We start from the raw sequence: 17,687 nt of genomic DNA on the forward strand, positions 1-17,687 counted from the left end.
GGCCGCCCGCGGTGTCGCGGGCGGCCCGGCTCTCCAGCGTGTCCGTCAGCTCTGGCGGGGAGGGCGGCGATGCCGTGCGGGGCGGCGCCGGGCCGCACGGCCCAGATGCCGGTGAGGTCGCCGGTGCCCGTGGCGTAGGTGACGTAGAAGGTGCCGTCGGGCGCGCGGGCGATGCCGCCGACGAACGCCTTCCCGAGGGTGGGCGTTTCGGCCTTCCCGGGAGCCGGGAGAGTGGCGAGGACCTGCGTCCGGCCGGACGGGTCGACCCGGGCGATCTGCCGTGCGAAGGAGAAGGTCAGGTAGGCGGATCCGTCGGTGTCCAGGGTGATGTTCTCGGGCTGCCGGGCGGCGGCCAGGTCGAAGTGGGCGGTGATGCGGGGCCGCGTGACGGGAGCGGTGGCGGCGGAGGCGGTCGTAGTCGCGGCGGAGGCCAGCAGGGCGGCTGCCGCCAGCGCCGTGAGGGTGGAGCGGGGGTGCATGGGGCGGTTCTCCAGGAAGGGGAGGAGCGGGGATCAGGGCGCGATGAGCTTGACGGTGCTCGCCCAGCCGTAGCCGCCCTCGCTGATCTGCAGGGCCATGTGCAGCAGTTGGAAGCCCTCCAGCTCGCGTGCGTGCTTGAGCACCCCGACGTCGACCGCGTGGAGTCCGCCGGACGTCACCAGCTCCGCGACCTGCTTGCGGGCCGCCTCGTCGTCACCTGCGATGAAGACGTCCAGCGGAGTGCCGCCCACCTGGCCGGCCACCAGCGTCGTGGCGAACGTGGTGTTGAACGCCTTGACGACCTTGGTGCCGGGAGCGGCGGCCCCGGCGATCTCCTCGGCGGCCGAGGTCCCCGGGGCGACGACGAGCGCGTCCAGCGAGGCGTCGACGGGGTTGCTGATGTCCACGAGGACCTTGCCGCTCAGCCGGGCCCCGAGGGAGGCCGAGATTTCCTTGGCGGCGGTGAACGGCACGGCCAGGACGACGAGTTCGGCGGTGTCCACCGCGGAGTCGTCACCCACGCGCACGGCGGCGTCGCCCACCGCCTGCGCGCTGAGCTCTTCGGCGAGCCGGGCGGCCTTGGCCGGGTCCTTGGCGGTGAGGGTCACCGTGTGCCCGCCCGCCAGGGCGCGGGGTCGCGATGCCGCGCGCCATGTTGCCGGCGCCCACGATGGTGATCTGCATTCTGGCTGGTTCCCTTCGTGGTCAGTGGGTGCGCGATCAGTGGCCGGCGCCGAACAGCGACCGGTTGGCGATGTCGATGATGAACGGGCCGACATGGGCGGGGTAGCGGTCCACGATCGCCTTCTTGTACGCGTCGCCGTCGTCGCCGAGCAGCTCGCGGGCGTCGGCGAGGTAGCGGCGTACGTCCGCGTAGACCTCGGGCCCGGTGGGCAGGCCGTGGCCCGCCAGGATCGTGTCGTAGCCGGACTCGGCGGCCAGGACGTCGACCGCCTGTTGCCAACCGGTGATGTCGTTGTTGCCCAGGTAGAGGTGGACGTCGTTGTACACGAGGTCCTGTGCGACCAGGACGCCCTGCTCGGGCAGCTTGATGAGCAGTTCGTCGGCGGCCTCACCGCCGGAGACGGCCTCGAAGACGAACGGGACGCCGTCGATGACCTCGGTGCCGGGGGTGAGGTCCACGGTCGGGGTGAAGTCGCCGACGGGGATGACCAGTCCGGTCGGCAGCGTACTGTCGCCGCGCGCGACGATCTGCTCGCGCACCACGGCCAGGGCGTGGACGGGGACGCCGAACCGGGCGGCACCGTTGTAGTGGTCGGGGTGGGCGTGGGTGACGATGAGCCGGTCCAGCGGCTTGCCCAGCCCCTTGGCGTAGGCGATCGCCTCGTCCGCGTAGGCGGGGATCAGCTGGGCGTCGACCGCGATGATCCGCGCCGGGGTCTCGATCAGCTGGGTGGTGGTGTGGAAGGTGTCCGCCGGGGACATGTAGCTGTGGATGCGGACCGCGCCCTTGTCGAGGACCGTGACCGTGCCGTTCATGGGGTGCTCCCTGAAGGTGAGGGCGGCCTTGCGTCGCCCTTGATGACCTCCACTCTCGCTGCGAAAGCGCAGGCAGGCGAGATACGCTGGAGACCCGGCATGGTAAATCGAGGACATTCGGAGAGTGCGATGATCGCCAGGGAGCGTGACGCGGACGACCCTTCCCGGGGCGGCGCCATCCCCCGGTTCGACTTCAATCCGCCCGAGGAGCGGATCCCCGGCTTCGAGATCATCGACCTGTCCACCCTGCACGAGAGACGCCGACGCCGGCGCAGCCGGCCGGACGCGGTGCACCGGGTCGACTTCCACACCCTCACCCTCATCACCGAAGGCAGCGGCGAGCACGCCGTCGACTTCGTGACCTACCCCATCCGCCCGGGCACCCTGCTGTGGGTCCGCCCCGGACAAGTGCAGAGTTTCGTGCGGCCGGGCACCGCGAACGGCACGCATCTGCTGTTCACTTCGGCCTTCCCGCCGCACGCCAGCAGTGCCGACCGGCTGGTCGGCGACTGGTACGGGGCCACGTGCCGACAGCTGGGCGCAAGCCCCGAGTACGCCGTGCTGTCCACGCTGCTGGGCCAGTTGCGTGCGGAGTACGGCCGGCCGGTGCAGGACGTGTCCTCGGAGATCCTGCAACTCCTGCTGGCCACCGTGCTGTTGCAGGTCGACCGGTTGCCCCACCCCGAGGGCGGCGGTGACCCGCACGCGGGCGGGGAGGTCTACGCCCGCTTCCGCACCGAGCTGGAGCGTTCCTACGCGACCACTCGGCGCGCCGCCGACTACGCCCAGCGCCTCGGTTACACCGTCAAGACCCTCACCCGCGCCTGCGCGGCCGCCACCGGACAGCCCGTCAAGCACGTCATCGACGGCCGTGTCGCCCTGGAGGCCCGGCGCCTACTCGCCCACACCGACGAGCCGGTGGCGACCATCGCACGGCGCCTCGGCTTCCCCGAACCCACCAACTTCGGCAAGTTCTTCACCCGTCACACGGGCATGCCGCCGGGCACGTTCCGGCAGGTGTATCAAAGCCGGCAGGTGACGCCCGGCGAGGGTGCGGCATGATCGGGAGGGACGGGTGCGAGGAGGAAAGGGGTGTCGGAGCCGTGAACGAGCAGGCGGAGATCTCGACGCCGGGGGAAGCGGCGAACGACGCCCTGGTGCTGGCCTTCGGCCGGTTGCAGGGGGCTGCGAACCGGCTGGAGTACATCCTGGGCCGGGCGCTGGAGGCGGAGTGCGGCATCAGCCACTTGATGTTCGAGGTGCTGCTGATCCTGGGGCGGGCGGGGGAGCCCGGGCTGTCGATGGGCGCCATCGCCCAGGAACAGGTGCTGACGACGGGAGGGGCCACCCGCCTGGTGGACCGCATGGTTGCGGCCGGTCTGGTCGAGCGGGTCGAGGACCCCGGTGACCGGCGTGCGCGCCTGGTGCGCCTGACCGCGCAGGGTGAGGAGACCACGGTCGCCGCGGCACGGGCGCACGTGGAGAACATCAAGCGTTACTTCCTGGCGCCCCTGCCGGTCGCGGACCGGGAACGGTTCGCCGAGAACCTCCGCCTTCTCAGCCACAGCGCGCGGGACGTGCTGCCCCGCCTGCCCTGACGGCGCCGGTCCGGGCAGGCGGCGAGAGCACCCCGGCCCTGCCGGCGGCGGCCCGCACGTCCCTGCGGCAGTGCCGGCGGATGGCTCCGCCACGCCGGACGGCGGTGACAGCCGGGGAGGCCGTCGCCGCCGTCGGTGCGCCGACATCGGTGGCAGCCGGCGGAAGAGCGCGTCAGCCGTCTGTGGCAGTCGGCGGAAGAGTGCGTCAGCGCTTCGTGTAGATGAAGCCCAGCTTGTCGACCTCGGCACCGGCACGCCCGTGGAACCCGGCGATCTGCCATCCCGAGGGCGCGGTGCGCGTCACGCAGTCGGACGTGGTGGTTCCGCCGGACAGGCTCCTGCCGAGGTTCGTGGTGAACCTGGCGGAGAAGATCCGTGTGCGGCCGTCCTTCTCGCCCCGGCACAGCTGGGCGGAGCTGAGGAACTCCCCGCTGCCCAGGTTCAGGGTCGACACCGTACCGCCGGTCCCGCCGTGGCTGACGACCTTGCCGTTGCCGAGCGTCAGGCCGACGCCGTCGACGCGGGTGCCGCTGCGCAGCGAGAGGCTCACCGGACGCGCGCCCGCCGGCACGGCGTCGATGTCGTTGTAGTAGTCGCCGTGCGGCCCGCCGAACTGGTCGCTGAGCTGGAAGTCCGCGGCGCGCGACCAGGAGAAGTCCACCTTGATCGGGTCGTGGTCGGACAGCATGAGCCCGCCGTCGGTGAGGAACTTGGAGTGCTCGTTGTTGTAGGAGGTGGCGTTGAGCGAGACGAGTTTGCTGTCGCGGTACAGGACCTTGTCCACGACCTCGCAGGTGTTGGGCACAGTGGGGCCGGTCTGATCGCAGACCAGGGCGTCGCTGCCCTTGGCGGGCGGGGTGCCGCCGCGGATGAGCTCGACCCAGGGATCCGTCAGGCCGTTCGCGGTGGCGAACTCGGCGATGGTGTCGCCGGAGCGCGTGTAGCGGGTGTTGGTGTCGCCCATGACGACGACGGCGTTCCCGGCCGAATGGCTCTTGATGAAGGCCGACAGCTGATTGAGATTGTCCGCCCTCGAGGCCAGGTCGCCCGGGTTCGTGCCGGCGTTGGTGTGCAGGTTGTAGAAGTCCACGTACACGCCCTCGGCGAGACGCTGCCGGATGAAGGTGAACCCCTTGGGCGTGAGGCAGTCACCGGAGTCGAACTGACAGGAGTTCCAGCGCACCCGCTCGAAGTCGTCGGTGTCGTAGGGGAGCTTCGCCAGGGTGTTGAGGCCGCTGCCTATCCCCGCACCGCCGCTGGTGGGGGTGCGGTAGGCGTGCGCGGTGTCGCCGGCGTAGAGAAAGGCGTGGTAGTTGAAGTCCTCCTGGACGTTGACGATGTCGTACGGCGCGATCCGCCGGCCGATCTCCGTGGTGGCGGGCTCGCGCGGGGTGGGAGCGCTGGAGATGCTCTCCGGCAGGCCCGCGACGTTGTAGGCGAGGACGCTGAAGGAACCGGACGCGGGGTCGGCGGCAGCGGCGGGGGAGGTGTTCGCGATGAACCCGCCGATGGCCACTGACGCTACCGCGATGGAGGCAAGAAGTCGGCGCATGAAAACCGGGGCTCCTGACAACGGGGAGTGGGGAGGCGGAACTTACCGTTGGTAACACGCCCTTCTGCCGACTACTCGGTTAAGCGAGACCGAATCTTGACCGACGGGTCCGGACCAGTGGGCGGCGCAAGGTGCCCGTCCATCGGGCCGGGCATGAAAATATCTGACGCGTCAGGTATTGTTGAGTCAGGCGAATCGCCCGCACCAGCGGGTGCCCCGCCGTTCCGCCGAGGTTCTCGATGAAGCTCACTTACGTTTTCGACGCCTATTGCGGCTGGTCCCACGGGTTCTCCCGGACACTGCGTGAAGTGGTCTCGCGGCATCCGGAGCTCGACGTCGACGTGGTCTCCGGCGGGTTTTCCACGTCGACGGCCTCAGCCTCTCCGAATCGGCGACGTACCGGAAGATCGCCGAAAAATCCGGACCGGACGCCGATGCCGTGATCACCGCCTTCGAGGCACCCCGGGCTCAGGAGGCGGCCGAGGCCGACTTCCGCCGCGCCGCCGACCTGGGCCTCACCGGCTTGCCCACGCTCCTCGCCGTCGACGGTGACCGGCTTACCCTGCTGGCCTCCGAAATCGCCACCACCACCGAGGTCGAGCAGCGGCTCTCGTCCCTCCCCGCCCACTGAACATCCCCGTCCCCCAGCCACCCCTCCCCGCAAGGAACCAGCAATGAGCGCTCTCTCCTTCACGGTCCTCGACCTCGACTTCCCCGCAGGCAGCAAGAACAAGACCGCCACCCTCGTCACCGGCGAGAACGAGGCGCTCCTGGTGGACGCCGCCTTCACCCGCGCGGACGGGCACCGCCTGGCCGCCGGGGTCCTCGACTCCGGCAAGAAGCTGACCACCGTCTTCGTCAGCCACGGCGACCCCGACTTCTACTTCGGCGCCGAGGTCCTCGCCGACGCCTTCCCGGAGGCGAAGTTCGTCGCCACCCCGATCGTCATCGAGCACATCCGGCACTCCTACGAGGGCAAGCTCAAGGCATGGGCGGCCGTGGGCGAGAACCTGCCGACCCGCCTCGTCCACCTGGAGCCCCTGACCGGAGACCTCACCCTCGAAGGGAACCGTTTCGAGCTCAGGGGCGGCCCGGCCGATCTCCCCGACCGGCACTACCTGTGGCAGGCCGAGCACCGCGCGATCCTCGGCGGTGTGCTGCTCTTCCAGCAGGAGCACGTCTGGGTCGCCGACACCCCCACCCCCGGTGACCGTTCCGCGTGGATCGGCCTGCTCGACGAGATGGCCGCCCTGCGGCCGGAGCTCGTCGTCCCCGGACACCGCCTGCCCGGCACTCCCGCCGACGCCTCCGCCATCACCGCCACCCGGGAGTATCTCGTCGCCTTCGAGGAAGAGCTCGGCAAGGCGGCCGACGGCGCCGCGCTGACCGACGCCCTCGTCAAGCGCTACCCGGACAACGGCATGCTGATCGCCGCCCAGATCGGCGCGAAGGTCGCCAAGGGCGAGATGCAGTGGGGCTGACGATGAGCGACTTCGCCACCTCCACCGCTCCCGCCGACGTCGTACGCCGCCAGTATCTGGCCTCGGCAGCCGGTGACCTGGCCGCCCTGCGCGCCACGCTCGCCCCCGACGTGGAGTGGACCGAGATGGGCGGCTTCCCCCTGGCCGGCACCTATCGCACCCCCGAGGGCGTCACCGCCAACGTGATGGAGAAGCTGGGCCAGGACTGGGACGGTTGGACGGCCCACGACGACACCTATGTCGTCGACGGCGAGAACGTCGTCGTCCTCGCCCGCTACACCGCGACCCACAAGGGCACCGGCAAGCCGATCGACATCCGCGTGGCCCACCACTTCGTGGTGCGTGGCGGTTTGATCGTCCGCTTCGAACAGTTCACCGACACCGCGCTCGTTCGGGATGCGACAACCCCGTGAGGCACGACGGCGGGCTTCCAGCGTTCGGTTGCCGGGAGCCCGCCGTCCTTATGGACCGCCGCCCGACAGCAACCACTGCTCGACGGCGGTGATGTGCACCGTCGCCGCCGAAGCGGCCAGCAGGGCGTCGCGTGACCGGAGTGCGCCGAGGATCTGCTGGTGGTCCCGGTGCGCGTGGGCCACCGAACGCCGCGCCTGGCCGGCCCGGACGATGCGTACCCGCTGGGTGCCGATGGACAGCACGCGCAGCAGCATGGACAGCACCGGGTTGCCGACCGCTTCGACGATCCTCGCGTGGAAGGCGATGTCGTGGGCCACGAAATCCTCGACCGTGGCCGATGACCTGGACCTCTCCAGGATGCCGCCGAGGGCCCTCAGGTCTTCGGGTGTCAGCAACGTGGCGGCCAGCCCGGTCGCCGGTGGTTCCAGAAGCCTGCGTGTCTGGAACAGTTGCAGGGCGGTGTGCCCCTGGGAGACGTCCGAGGCGAAGGAGAGCGACTCGAGGAGGAGCTGGGGCTCCAGGCTGGACACGTAGGTGCCGTCGCCCTGCCGCGCCACGAGGATGCGCATCGCGGCGAGCGCGCGGACGGCCTCCCGCAACGAGTTGCGGGACAGACCAAGCTGCGAGGCGAGGAGCTTCTCCTTCGGCAGGCGGGAACCGGGCGCCGGTTCGCCGGCGACGATCATTGCCTTGATCTTGTCCATCGCCTCGTCGGTGAGTGCCACACACGTGCCTTCCTGTGCCGGGGGACGGTACGAGCGCCGCCCCGCGTCGCCGAGGCCGAGCCGGAGCGGCGCCCGGGCTGCCGCTAGTCCTGCTTCTCGCCGGAGGCGAAGCGGGAGATGATCAGGGCGACGATGATGATGGCGCCGTTCAGGAACTGGTTCCACAGCGCCGGTACGCCCGCCAGCGTCATGACGTTGACGACGAGCTGCAGGGTCAGTACACCCGTGAGGGCGCCGAACACCGAGCCCTTGCCCCCGTTGAGGCTCACCCCGCCGATGACGGTGGCCGCGAAGACCTGGAAGATCCAGCCGCTGCCCTGGGTCGCCGAGATCGAGCCGTAGTGGCCGCTGTAGAGGATGCCGGCGAACGCCGCGAGCAGGCTGCCGAGGATGAGGACGACCCACACGATCCGGTCGGCGCGGATGCCGGCGGTCCGTGCCGCCTCGGCGTTGCCGCCGATGGCGTACAGCGCCCGGCCGTGCCGCAGCCAGGCCAGTGCGCTGCCACCGGCCGCGAACAGCAGCGCGCAGATCCAGATGGCTGCCGGTACGCCGAGCCAGGACGCCTTGCCCAGGTAGGTGAACGAGGACGGCAGGTCCACGATCGACTGGCCCTCGGAGAGGGCGACTTGGAGACCGCGCAACATCGTCAGCCCGCCGAGGGTGACGATGAACCCGTTGAGCCGCAGCTTGAGGATGAGGAAGCCGTTCAGCGCGCCGATGGCCACGCCGACCAGGAGGCACAACGGGATGGCCGTCCACTCGGGGAAGAGCCCGAGTCCGTTGAACCGCCCGCCGGTGGAGGGCAGGACGAGCCACACGGCGATGACCGGGGCCACGCCGATGGTGGACTCCAGGGACAGGTCCATCCGTCCGCAGATGAGGATGAGGGCGGCCGCGAGGACGAGCAGGCTCAGCTCGGTGGACTGCTGCAGCACACCGATGAGGTTGTCGGCGGTGAGGAAGGCCGGCGAGACGATGAAGCCGATCAGGCCCAGCACGAGGATGGCCGGGATGAGGGACAGTTCACGGAAACGGCCGAGGTCGAGCCGGCTCCGGGTGGTGTCCACCGCGGACGGCGCCGTCGTGCTCGGTGCGGGCTCCGTGACATCTGTGGTGGCGGACATGTCTACCTTCCGTGCTGGTGGGTGCCGGACGCCGTGGACGCGGCGGGTTGGGTGGTGGTGCCGGTGACGCCCTCGATGGCGGCGACGACGTGTTCGTCCGTCCAGCCGCGGGTGAACTCGCCGACCACCCGTCCGTGGAACATGACCACGACCCGGTCGCAGGCCCTGAGGTCGTCCAGTTCGTCGGAGACGATCAGCGCGGCCCTGCCCTCGTCGGCGGCCCGCCGGATCCTGCCGAGGAGGAACTCCTTGGACTTGACGTCGACGCCGTTCGTGGGGCGGATGGCCACCAGCACGCGCGGGTCGGTGGCCAGCGCGCGGGCGACCACGACCTTCTGCTGGTTGCCGCCGGAGAGGGCGGAGACCGGGGTGGCCGCTGCCGGGGTCTTGATGTCCAGGTCGCGGATCATGTGCCGGGCGAAGGCGCGGGTTCGGGCCGGCAGGACGACTCCGAACGGCCCGAGCTGGTCGGTGACGGTGAGGGTCGCGTTCTCCGCCACGCTGCGGCCGTTGACCAGACCTTGCAGATGCCGGTCCTCGGGGACGAAACCCACTCCGGCGGCCAGGGCGGACGGCACGCTGCCGGTGCGTACCGCCCTGCCGCCGACCGAGATCCCGCCGGCCTCGGCACGGTGCAGACCGGCGACGGCCTCGCCCACCTGTACGTTGCCGCTGGCCGCCGCTCCGGCGAGCCCGACCACCTCGCCGGAGCGCACCGACAGGGAGATGCCCTCGCAGGCGCCGGGCACCGTCAGGGCGTCGATGCGCAGCAGTTCCGCACCATCGGCCGGTGCGACCGGGGGCCCGCTCGCGAGGCCGGGGGCCACGGTGGCGGGCTCGCCGGTCACGGCCTCCACGAGGGAGTGGTGATCGAGGTCGGCCACGGGTGCGGTCAGGACGTGGGCCGCGTCGCGGTAGACCGTGACGGTGCCGCAGAGGTCGTACACCTCTTGCAGGTGGTGGGAGATGAAGAGGAAGGCGACGCCCTGCTCCTGAAGGTCCCGGAGTTTGCCGAAGAGCCGGCCGATGCCGCGGGCGTCGAGCTTGGCGGTCGGCTCGTCCAGGATGATGAAACGGGCTCCGAAGGACAGCGCGCGGGCGATCTCCACGAACTGCCGCTGCTCGACGGTCAGATCCCTGGCCCTCGCTGCGGGGTCGACGGCCACGCCGTACTCGGCGAGGAGCTCCTCCGCACGCTGTCTGAGTTGCTTCCAGCGGATGGGGCGCACCGCTGTGGGGCTCTGCCGGTTCAGGTAGAGGTTCTCGGCGACGGTCAGTTCACCGATGATCGTGGACCGCTGGTAGACGCAGGCGACCCGGGAGCGCCAGGCGTCGATGTCGCCGAAGGCGGGGGCCGGTTCGCCCGAGAAGCGAAGGGAACCGGTGTCGGGCTGCTGGAGGCCGGTGAGGATGGACACGAGCGTCGACTTGCCGGCGCCGTTGCGCCCCACCAGGGCGTGTGACTCGCCCTCGGCGATGCTGATGCGGGCGTCGCGCAGCGCGACGGTGGCGCCGAACCGTTTGCCGATGCCGGTCGCCTCGGCGACCGGGGGCCGGGTTCCGGAGCCGGCCGCCGGGGTGGTGGCGGTGTCCGCCATGGTGGGTACCGTCCTTCGGATACGGATGGTGGGGACCGCGGAGCGGGGAGTGGGCCCTGACCCGGGGTGGAGACCGCAGCCGGGGGAGGGGGGGGGTGGCGAGGCCCCGGCGCCGACGTCGCTGCCGGTCAGTGCCCGACGCTGTTGCCCCACAGGGACTTGTCGTCCACGTTGTCCTTGGTGACCAGCGGGGCGGGCAGCTGGTCCTCCAGGCCGTTGGGCAGCTTGATGATGGTGGAGTCGTGGTCGGTCGCGCCCGGCCGGAAGGTCTTGCCCTCTGCCGCGGCCTTGGCGTAGTAGAGGGCGTACTTGGCGTAGAGGTCGGCGGGCTGGGAGATGGTGGCGTCGATCTGGCCCTTGCGGATGGCGTCGAACTCCTGCGGGATGCCGTCGTTGGAGACGATGCTGATGTGGCCCTTCTGCCCGGCGGGCTTGAGCAGGCCCTTCTGCTCCAGCAGGGCGAGTGTGGGCTGCAGGAAGACACCGCCGGCCTGCATGTAGATGCCGTTCAGGTCCGGGTGCTGGGCGAGCAGCGACTGGAGCTTGGCGGAGGCCACGTCGCCCTTCCAGTCGGTGGGCAGCTCGAAGACCTTGATCTTCGGGAACTTGGTCTTCATGCACTCCGCGAACGCCTCGGAGCGGTCGCGTCCGTTGATGGAGTCCAGTGCGCCCTGGAACTCGGCGACCTTGCCCTTGCCGCCGAGCTGCTTGCCGAGGAACTCGCAGGTTTTGGTGCCGTACGCCCGGTTGTCGGCGCGCACCACCATGTAGACGTCGCCCTTGTCGGGTCTGGTGTCGACGCTGACCACGGGGATCTTCTTGGACGCGAGCGTGTCGAGGGTGGAGGCGATGGCGCCGGTGTCCTGGGGTGCCATGACGACGGCCTTGGCACCGGTGTTCTCGAAGACCTGGACGTTGGCGACGAGCTTGGTGACATCGTTCTGGGAGTTGCTGATCGGCAGGGTCTTGATGCCGTCGGTCTTGATGTCCTTCTTCACGTACTGGGCGTAGGAGTTCCAGAAGTCGGAGTCGGAGCGCGGCAGGTCGATCCCGATGGCGGGCTTGTCGCCGCCCGAGGCGGCCGTGGCGGTGCTCTCGCGGTTGCACGCGGTGGCGAGGGCGAGTACGGCGAGGACCGCGGTGGCGGCTGCGGCGGTGGAGCGGGTGCGAGTGAGCTTCATGGCCGTGTTGTCTCCTTTGGCAGGGCGGAGGACCGCGGGGCGTCGGTGAGGCGGGGCGTACCGGCCTGCCGGGCGAGGGGGGGGAGTACGCAGGCCGGGCAGAGGGGCGGTCGGCACGGTCAGTGCGGGCCCGCACCCGAGCGCCTGCCGACCGGCGCGGTCGACGGAAAGCGCAGCGGGGAAACTGGGGGTCATTCCTCCGATGTATATCGGACGCCGAGGACGTTACGACGGCGTGCAGACGTTGACAAGACTGCGTCGCCACTGATTCGCACTCCCATGGGAACCAGCCCTCTGGCGCGCCCCCCGTTGTCTGGCGCACCCGGGCCGCGCGTACGTCGAGGTTGGCCCGTTCTGCTAAGGGATCACCTACGCGCGGGGAAATACATCCGAGGTATCCGTTGCCAGCGGGTTCTCTTGCGCTTACAGTCGCGCTGTCGTCATACATCCGATGACTGGGAGAGCGCGGAACCGGCCGTCGCCTGCCTCCGTGAACCGCCCAGGACGAGGGGAAACCGCGAGTGAAACTGCTGAGAGTCGGCGCCACCGGCGAAGAGCGCCCAGCTGTCCGCACCGACGAGGGCCGGCTGCTGGACCTGTCCCCCGTGACCTCCGACATCGACGGCGCGTTCCTCGCCTCCGACGGTATCGAGCGTGCCCGCGCCGCGATCGCTGCGGGAAGCCTCCCCGCACTGGACGCCGACGGACTGCGGACCGGCCCGCCCGTCGCACGCCCCGGCAAGATCGTCTGCGTCGGCCTGAACTACCGGGACCACGCCGCCGAGACCGGTGCCGCCATCCCCGAGCGGCCGGTGGTGTTCATGAAGGACCCGGGGACCGTCGTCGGACCTTACGACCAGGTGCTCGTCCCGCGTGGCTCGGTGAAGACCGACTGGGAGGTCGAACTCGCGGTCGTCATCGGCCGCCGGGCCCGCTACCTGGACGGCCCGGAAGCCGCCCGGGCCGTCATCGCCGGGTACACGATCAGCCATGACGTCTCGGAGCGGGAGTTCCAGCTGGAGTACTCCTCGCAGTGGGACCTCGGCAAGTCCTGCGAGACCTTCAATCCGCTCGGCCCGTGGCTGGTCACCGCGGACGAGGTCGGCGATCCGCAGAACCTCGGGCTGCACCTCGGCGTCAACGGCGTGAAGCGGCAGAACGGGCACACCCGGGACATGATTTTCCCGGTCGACCACATCGTGGCCTACCTGAGCCAGTACATGGTCCTGGAGCCGGGCGACGTGATCAACACGGGTACGCCCGCGGGCGTGGCCCTCGGTCTGCCCGGTACTCCCTACCTCCGCCCGGGCGACACCGTCGAACTCTCCGTCGACCGGCTCGGCAGCCAGGGCCAGACCTTCGGCCAAGCGTGAAAGGCACGCCCGTGACCGCCACCTCAGCCCGGATCGCCGCGCTCGACACGTACGACGTCCGCTTCCCCACCTCGCGGGAACTCGACGGCTCCGACGCGATGAACCCGGATCCCGACTACTCCGCCGCCTACGTGGTGCTGCGCACCGACGGCGCAGACGGTCCGGAAGGCCACGGTTTCACCTTCACCATCGGACGCGGCAACGACGTGCAGGTAGCCGCGATCGACGCCCTGCGGCACCATGTCGTGGGACGTTCCGTCGCGGAGCTCTGCGACGACCCGGGCTCGCTCAGCCGCGACCTGATCGGCGACAGCCAGCTCCGCTGGCTCGGCCCCGAGAAGGGCGTGATGCACATGGCCATCGGCGCCGTGGTCAACGCCGTGTGGGACCTTGCCGCCAAGCGCGCCGGGCAGCCGCTGTGGTGTCTGCTCGCCCACGCCGAACCCGAGTGGCTCGTCTCCCAGGTCGACTTCCGGTACCTCACCGACGCCCTCACCCCCGACGAGGCCCTCGCCCTCCTGCGCAGGGGCCGTGCGGGGCTCGCCGACCGCGAGGCGACACTGCTGGAGCGCGGCTACCCGGGCTACACGACGTCCCCGGGCTGGCTCGGATACTCCGACGACAAGCTCACCCGGCTGGCGAAGCAGGCGGTCGACGATGGGTTCACCCAGATCAAACTCAAGGTCGGCGCCGACCTCGGCGACGACATCCGGCGCCTGCGCACCGCCCGTGCGGCCGTCGGCGACGGCATCCGCATCGCCATCGACGCCAACCAGCGGTGGGGCGTGGAGGAGGCGATCGAATGGACCAACGCGCTCGCCGAGTTCAAGCCCTACTGGATCGAGGAGCCCACCAGCCCCGACGACATCCTCGGACACGCCGCCGTACGCCGGGCGGTCGGCCCCGTCAAGGTCGCCACCGGCGAACACGTGCAGAACCGCGTGGTCTTCAAGCAGCTCCTCCAGACCGGTGCCATCGACGTGCTGCAGATCGACGCGGCCCGGGTCGGCGGGGTGAACGAGAACCTGGCGATCCTGCTGCTCGCCGCGAAGTTCGGGGTTCCGGTGTGTCCGCACGCCGGCGGCGTGGGACTGTGCGAGCTGGTACAGCACCTGTCCATGTTCGACTACCTCGCCCTGTCCGGCACCACCGAGGACCGGGTCATCGAGTACGTCGACCATCTCCACCAGCACTTCGACGCGCCCGTGGTCATGCGCGACGGGCACTACACAGCCCCTCTCGACCCGGGCTTCTCCGCCACCATGCGAGCGGAGTCCATCGTCGCCTACCACTTCCCGGACGGAACTTTCTGGGTCGCCGACCGCGCCCGGCAGGAGAGTGACACATGACCGAACTGTCAGGACTCAGGGCCCTCGTCACGGGCGGCGCGTCCGGCATCGGGTTCGCCACCGCACGCGCTCTGGCCGAGCGGGGCGCGGCGGTGGCCGTGCTCGATCTCGAACCGTCCGGGGTGCCCGAACCGCTGTACCCCGTCAAAGCCGACGTCCGGGACGACACGTCGGTACGCCTCGCCGTGGAGGAAGCGGCCACGCGCCTCGGCGGTCTCGACATCCTCGTCAACAACGCCGGCATCGGAGCCATCGGCACCATCGAGGACAACCCCGACGAGGAGTGGCACCGCGTCATGGACGTCAACGTCCTCGGCATCGTGCGCACCACCCGCGCCGCCCTGCCGCATCTGCGGCGCTCGGCGCACGCGGCGATCGTCAACACCTGCTCGATCGGCGCCACCGCGGGCCTCCCGCAGCGCGCCCTCTACTGCGCCAGCAAGGGCGCGGTCCTGTCACTGACCCTCGCCATGGCCGCCGACCACGTCCGCGAAGGCATCCGCGTCAACTGCGTCAACCCCGGTACCGCCGACACCCCCTGGGTGGCGCGGCTCCTGGACGCCGCCGACGACCCCCAGGCCGAACGTGCCGCTCTGAACGCCCGTCAGCCGATGGGCCGCCTGGTCACCGCGGACGAGGTCGCCGCCGCCATCGTCTACCTGGCGTCTCCGGCCGCCGCTTCCGTGACCGGTACGGCCCTCGCCGTCGACGGGGGCATGCAGGGGCTCAGGCTCCGCCCGGCGGCCGGCTCATGAAGACGGCGACACTGGGCAGCACCGGTGTCCGGGTCACCGAGCTGTCGTTCGGGGCAGCGGGGATCGGCAACCTCTACCGTCCGATCAGCGACGAGGCGGCCTTCGCCGCGGTGGACGCCGCCTGGGACGCGGGCATCCGCACCTTCGACACCGCGCCCCACTACGGGCTGGGCCTGTCCGAGCGCCGCCTGGGCGAGGCACTGCGCGACCGCCCCCGGGACATGTACACCCTGTCCACCAAGGTCGGGCGGCTGCTGGAGCCGAACCCGGGGGGCGGCAGGGGCGACGACCTGGCGCACGGCTTCGCCGTGTCCGAAACCCATCGGCGCGTCTGGGACTTCAGCGCCGACGGGGTGCTGCGCTCCCTGGAAGCGAGCCTGGAACGCCTCGGCCTCGACCGCGTCGACATGGCCCTGCTGCACGACCCCGACGACCACGCCGACCAGGCGTTGCGCGAGGCGTATCCGGCGTTGGAGCGGCTGCGCGACGCGGGTGTGATCGGGGCGATCGGCGTCGGCATGAACCAGTGCGCGCTGCCCGCCCGCTTCCTGCGGGAGACCGACATCGACGTCGTCCTGCTCGCCGGCCGCTACACCCTGCTGGAACAGGAGGGGCTGGCCGAGCTGTTGCCGGAGGCCGCCGCTCGGGGCAGGAGCGTCATCATCGGCGGGGTGTTCAACTCGGGGCTGCTGATCGCCCCGCAACCCGGCGCGATGTACGACTACGCGCCCGCCCCGCAACCGGTGCTCGACCGCGCGCTGCGGCTGAAGGCCGTCGCCGAACGCCACGGCGTGCCGCTGCGCAGCGCCGCCCTGCACTTCCCCTACGGCCACCCCGTAGTCGCCAGCGTCCTGACCGGTGCCCGCTCCGCCGAGGAGGTGCGCGACAGCGTGGACCAGCTGCGGCACCGGATCCCGGTCGCCCTGTGGGACGAGCTGCGCGCCGAGGGACTGCTGGCCCCGGACACGCCGACCCCCGCCGGCATGCCGTCGGACAAGTAGCCGCGCGTGCGGAACCGGCACGGTATCGGCAGCGGCTCCGGTGGTCCCCGGTAAAGTCCCGCTACGAGCTCTACGCCCGCCCTGTCAGCCTCACCCTCGGATTCCGCGCATGTTGAAGCTCTGGTACCGCCGCCCCGCCGACGGCTTCCCGCAGGCGCTGCCGCTGGGTAACGGCTCCCTCGGCGCCATGGTGCCCGGCCGCACCGCCCACGAGCGGGTCGACCTCAACGTCGACACGTTGTGGTCGGGCGGCCCGGCCGACCACAACGACCACCGCGCGGCGCAGCATCTGAAGGCACTGCGCCGCGCGGTGCTCCACGACCGCGACCACCTGCGCGCCGAGGAACTCGCCGAGCGCATGCAGGGCCCCGACACCCAGGCGTACCAGCCCCTGGGCGCCCTGCTCCTCGGCCTCGGGCACGGCAGCGAAGTCACCGACTACCGAAGGGAGTTGGACCTCGCGGACGCGCTCTGCACGGTGACCTACACGGCCGACGGGGTGCGCCACACCCGCGAGCTGTTCGTTTCCGCCGTGGCCGGCGTCCTCGTCGTCCGGCTCAGCTGTGACACACCCGGCGCGCTCGCCTTCACCGCCCGCCTGGAATCGGCGCACCCCGGCTCGGCACCCGGTGCGGCCGTCTCCGGCCGGGCCCCCGTGGACGTTGCGTTCCTGGCCACCGGCCCCGAGGCGGTGCGCTACGAGCCCGACGCCGGAACCGGATTCGCGGCGGCCCTGCGCATCGTCACCGATCACGGCACCCTCACACCCGACCCGGAGACCGGCGGGCTGCGACTGACCGGCGCCACGAGCGCCACCGTTCTGGTCGCCGCCGCCACCGGCTTCCGGGGCTGGGACAGCGTGCCCGTGGGGCCGGACTCGGGCCCCGAGGCCGAGGTGGCCGGGCTGCTCGACGCCGCCGCCGAGGTTCCGTACGACCGTCTGCGGGCCGAGCACGTCGCGGACCACCGCACCCTGCACGACCGGACCGTCCTCAGCCTCGGCCACGACCGGGCGCTCGAAGCCCTGCCCACCGACGAACGCCTCGCCGCCGTGCGCTCCGGCGCGGACGACCCGGGCCTGACCGCCCTGTTCTTCGCCTACGGCCGCTACCTGCTCATCGCGTCCTCCCGTCCCGGCTCCCAGCCGGCGAACCTCCAGGGCATCTGGAACACCGAGATCCAGCCGCCCTGGCAGTGCGACTGGACGACCAACATCAACCTCCAGATGAACTACTGGCACGCCGAGACCACCGGTCTGCCGGAATGCCACGAGCCGCTCTTCGACCTGATCACCGACCTCGCCACAGCGGGACGCCGCACCGCCCACGCCTACTACCGCTGCGGAGGCTGGACCGCCCACCACAACGTGGACGTCTGGCGCAGCACCAACCCGGTCCAGGGCGGCCCCCAGTGGGCCAACTGGCCGATGGCCGGCGCCTGGCTGTGCGCCCACCTGTGGGCGCACTACCGCTTCACCGGGGACCGCGCCTTCCTCGCCGACCGGGCCTGGCCGGTGATGCGCGAGGCCGCCGTCTTCCAGATGGACTTCAGAG

At 70.8% G+C, this 17,687-nt stretch carries 16 protein-coding genes and 2 pseudogenes; 10 read left to right on the top strand and 8 right to left on the bottom strand.

Going from position 1 to position 17,687, the window contains the following annotated elements:
• The 3 genes and pseudogenes from ABT116_RS28415 to ABT116_RS28425 form a co-directional block, all read right to left on the bottom strand.
• A pseudogene (locus ABT116_RS28415) lies at window positions 1-479 on the bottom strand (hypothetical protein); the annotation flags it as partial.
• A 33-nt stretch (window positions 480-512) separates the two neighbouring features.
• A complete protein-coding gene (locus ABT116_RS28420) occupies window positions 513-1,088 on the bottom strand; it encodes an NADPH-dependent F420 reductase (protein WP_351639637.1) in 576 nt (191 codons plus the stop codon).
• A 112-nt stretch (window positions 1,089-1,200) separates the two neighbouring features.
• A complete protein-coding gene (locus ABT116_RS28425) occupies window positions 1,201-1,980 on the bottom strand; it encodes an MBL fold metallo-hydrolase (protein ID WP_351639640.1) in 780 nt (259 codons plus the stop codon).
• 129 nt (window positions 1,981-2,109) lie between these two features.
• Between ABT116_RS28425 and ABT116_RS28430 the strand changes: the two genes are divergently transcribed.
• Window positions 2,110-3,042, top strand: coding sequence for an AraC family transcriptional regulator (locus ABT116_RS28430; protein WP_351639642.1), 933 nt, complete (start codon window positions 2,110-2,112; stop codon window positions 3,040-3,042).
• A gap of 41 nt (window positions 3,043-3,083) precedes the next feature.
• Window positions 3,084-3,578 carry a MarR family winged helix-turn-helix transcriptional regulator gene (locus ABT116_RS28435; RefSeq protein WP_351639644.1) on the top strand — a complete coding sequence of 165 codons (495 nt, stop codon included), beginning with the start codon at window positions 3,084-3,086 and terminating at the stop codon, window positions 3,576-3,578.
• A 205-nt stretch (window positions 3,579-3,783) separates the two neighbouring features.
• Here the strand turns inward: ABT116_RS28435 and ABT116_RS28440 are convergent, their stop codons facing one another.
• Window positions 3,784-5,130 (bottom strand): jacalin-like lectin, encoded by a 1,347-nt coding sequence (locus ABT116_RS28440; RefSeq protein ID WP_351639647.1) that lies wholly within the window; start codon window positions 5,128-5,130, stop codon window positions 3,784-3,786.
• 239 nt (window positions 5,131-5,369) lie between these two features.
• On the opposite strand from ABT116_RS28440, the pseudogene ABT116_RS28445 reads away from it, so the two are divergent.
• The 3 genes and pseudogenes from ABT116_RS28445 to ABT116_RS28455 all read left to right on the top strand — a co-directional run bounded on the left by ABT116_RS28445 (window position 5,370) and on the right by ABT116_RS28455 (window position 7,024).
• A pseudogene (locus ABT116_RS28445) lies at window positions 5,370-5,761 on the top strand (DsbA family protein).
• Between the two features lie 43 nt (window positions 5,762-5,804).
• Window positions 5,805-6,611 carry an MBL fold metallo-hydrolase gene (locus tag ABT116_RS28450; protein ID WP_351639650.1) on the top strand — a complete coding sequence of 269 codons (807 nt, stop codon included), beginning with the start codon at window positions 5,805-5,807 and terminating at the stop codon, window positions 6,609-6,611.
• A gap of 2 nt (window positions 6,612-6,613) precedes the next feature.
• Complete coding sequence (locus ABT116_RS28455; protein WP_351639652.1) at window positions 6,614-7,024, top strand: nuclear transport factor 2 family protein; 411 nt, start codon at window positions 6,614-6,616, stop codon at window positions 7,022-7,024.
• Window positions 7,025-7,072: 48 nt separating this feature from the next.
• On the opposite strand, the gene ABT116_RS28460 is transcribed toward ABT116_RS28455, so the two are convergent.
• The 4 genes from ABT116_RS28460 to ABT116_RS28475 all read right to left on the bottom strand — a co-directional run bounded on the left by ABT116_RS28460 (window position 7,073) and on the right by ABT116_RS28475 (window position 11,656).
• Window positions 7,073-7,750, bottom strand: a complete 678-nt coding sequence (locus ABT116_RS28460; protein WP_351639654.1) for a FadR/GntR family transcriptional regulator — start codon at window positions 7,748-7,750, stop codon at window positions 7,073-7,075.
• 83 nt (window positions 7,751-7,833) lie between these two features.
• Window positions 7,834-8,877, bottom strand: a complete 1,044-nt coding sequence (locus tag ABT116_RS28465) for an ABC transporter permease (protein ID WP_351639658.1) — start codon at window positions 8,875-8,877, stop codon at window positions 7,834-7,836.
• 2 nt (window positions 8,878-8,879) lie between these two features.
• Window positions 8,880-10,475, bottom strand: coding sequence for a sugar ABC transporter ATP-binding protein (locus tag ABT116_RS28470; protein WP_351639661.1), 1,596 nt, complete (start codon window positions 10,473-10,475; stop codon window positions 8,880-8,882).
• 128 nt (window positions 10,476-10,603) lie between these two features.
• Window positions 10,604-11,656: a sugar ABC transporter substrate-binding protein gene (locus ABT116_RS28475; protein ID WP_351639663.1), complete on the bottom strand. Its 1,053-nt coding sequence runs from the start codon at window positions 11,654-11,656 to the stop codon at window positions 10,604-10,606.
• 521 nt (window positions 11,657-12,177) lie between these two features.
• On the opposite strand from ABT116_RS28475, the gene ABT116_RS28480 reads away from it, so the two are divergent.
• The 5 genes from ABT116_RS28480 to ABT116_RS28500 form a co-directional block, all read left to right on the top strand.
• The gene (locus ABT116_RS28480) at window positions 12,178-13,029 is read left to right on the top strand and encodes a fumarylacetoacetate hydrolase family protein (RefSeq protein WP_351639666.1); all 852 of its coding nucleotides are present in this window, start codon (window positions 12,178-12,180) and stop codon (window positions 13,027-13,029) included.
• 11 nt (window positions 13,030-13,040) lie between these two features.
• Complete coding sequence (locus tag ABT116_RS28485; protein ID WP_351639668.1) at window positions 13,041-14,378, top strand: L-fuconate dehydratase; 1,338 nt, start codon at window positions 13,041-13,043, stop codon at window positions 14,376-14,378.
• Window positions 14,375-15,133: an SDR family NAD(P)-dependent oxidoreductase gene (locus tag ABT116_RS28490; protein WP_351639670.1), complete on the top strand. Its 759-nt coding sequence runs from the start codon at window positions 14,375-14,377 to the stop codon at window positions 15,131-15,133. The genes ABT116_RS28485 and ABT116_RS28490 overlap by 4 nt, the downstream gene beginning before the upstream one ends.
• Window positions 15,130-16,134 carry an aldo/keto reductase gene (locus ABT116_RS28495; protein ID WP_351639673.1) on the top strand — a complete coding sequence of 335 codons (1,005 nt, stop codon included), beginning with the start codon at window positions 15,130-15,132 and terminating at the stop codon, window positions 16,132-16,134. Before ABT116_RS28490 ends, ABT116_RS28495 begins: the two co-directional genes overlap by 4 nt.
• A 109-nt stretch (window positions 16,135-16,243) precedes the next feature.
• A partial coding sequence (locus ABT116_RS28500) for a glycoside hydrolase family 95 protein (RefSeq protein WP_351639675.1) occupies window positions 16,244-17,687 on the top strand: 1,444 nt, incomplete at its 3' end.

This window comes from Streptomyces sp. NPDC002130, from assembly GCF_040296465.1.
Lineage (GTDB): Bacteria > Actinomycetota > Actinomycetes > Streptomycetales > Streptomycetaceae > Streptomyces.

Coding starts and splice junctions, on each gene's coding strand:
- ABT116_RS28465 (WP_351639658.1), bottom strand. CDS start 8,877: ATGTCCGCCACCACAGATGTCACGGAGCCCGCACCGAGCACGACGGCG.
- ABT116_RS28475 (WP_351639663.1), bottom strand. CDS start 11,656: ATGAAGCTCACTCGCACCCGCTCCACCGCCGCAGCCGCCACCGCGGTC.
- ABT116_RS28490 (WP_351639670.1), top strand. CDS start 14,375: ATGACCGAACTGTCAGGACTCAGGGCCCTCGTCACGGGCGGCGCGTCC.
- ABT116_RS28495 (WP_351639673.1), top strand. CDS start 15,130: ATGAAGACGGCGACACTGGGCAGCACCGGTGTCCGGGTCACCGAGCTG.
- ABT116_RS28430 (WP_351639642.1), top strand. CDS start 2,110: ATGATCGCCAGGGAGCGTGACGCGGACGACCCTTCCCGGGGCGGCGCC.
- ABT116_RS28425 (WP_351639640.1), bottom strand. CDS start 1,980: ATGAACGGCACGGTCACGGTCCTCGACAAGGGCGCGGTCCGCATCCAC.
- ABT116_RS28470 (WP_351639661.1), bottom strand. CDS start 10,475: ATGGCGGACACCGCCACCACCCCGGCGGCCGGCTCCGGAACCCGGCCC.
- ABT116_RS28440 (WP_351639647.1), bottom strand. CDS start 5,130: ATGCGCCGACTTCTTGCCTCCATCGCGGTAGCGTCAGTGGCCATCGGC.
- ABT116_RS28455 (WP_351639652.1), top strand. CDS start 6,614: ATGAGCGACTTCGCCACCTCCACCGCTCCCGCCGACGTCGTACGCCGC.
- ABT116_RS28450 (WP_351639650.1), top strand. CDS start 5,805: ATGAGCGCTCTCTCCTTCACGGTCCTCGACCTCGACTTCCCCGCAGGC.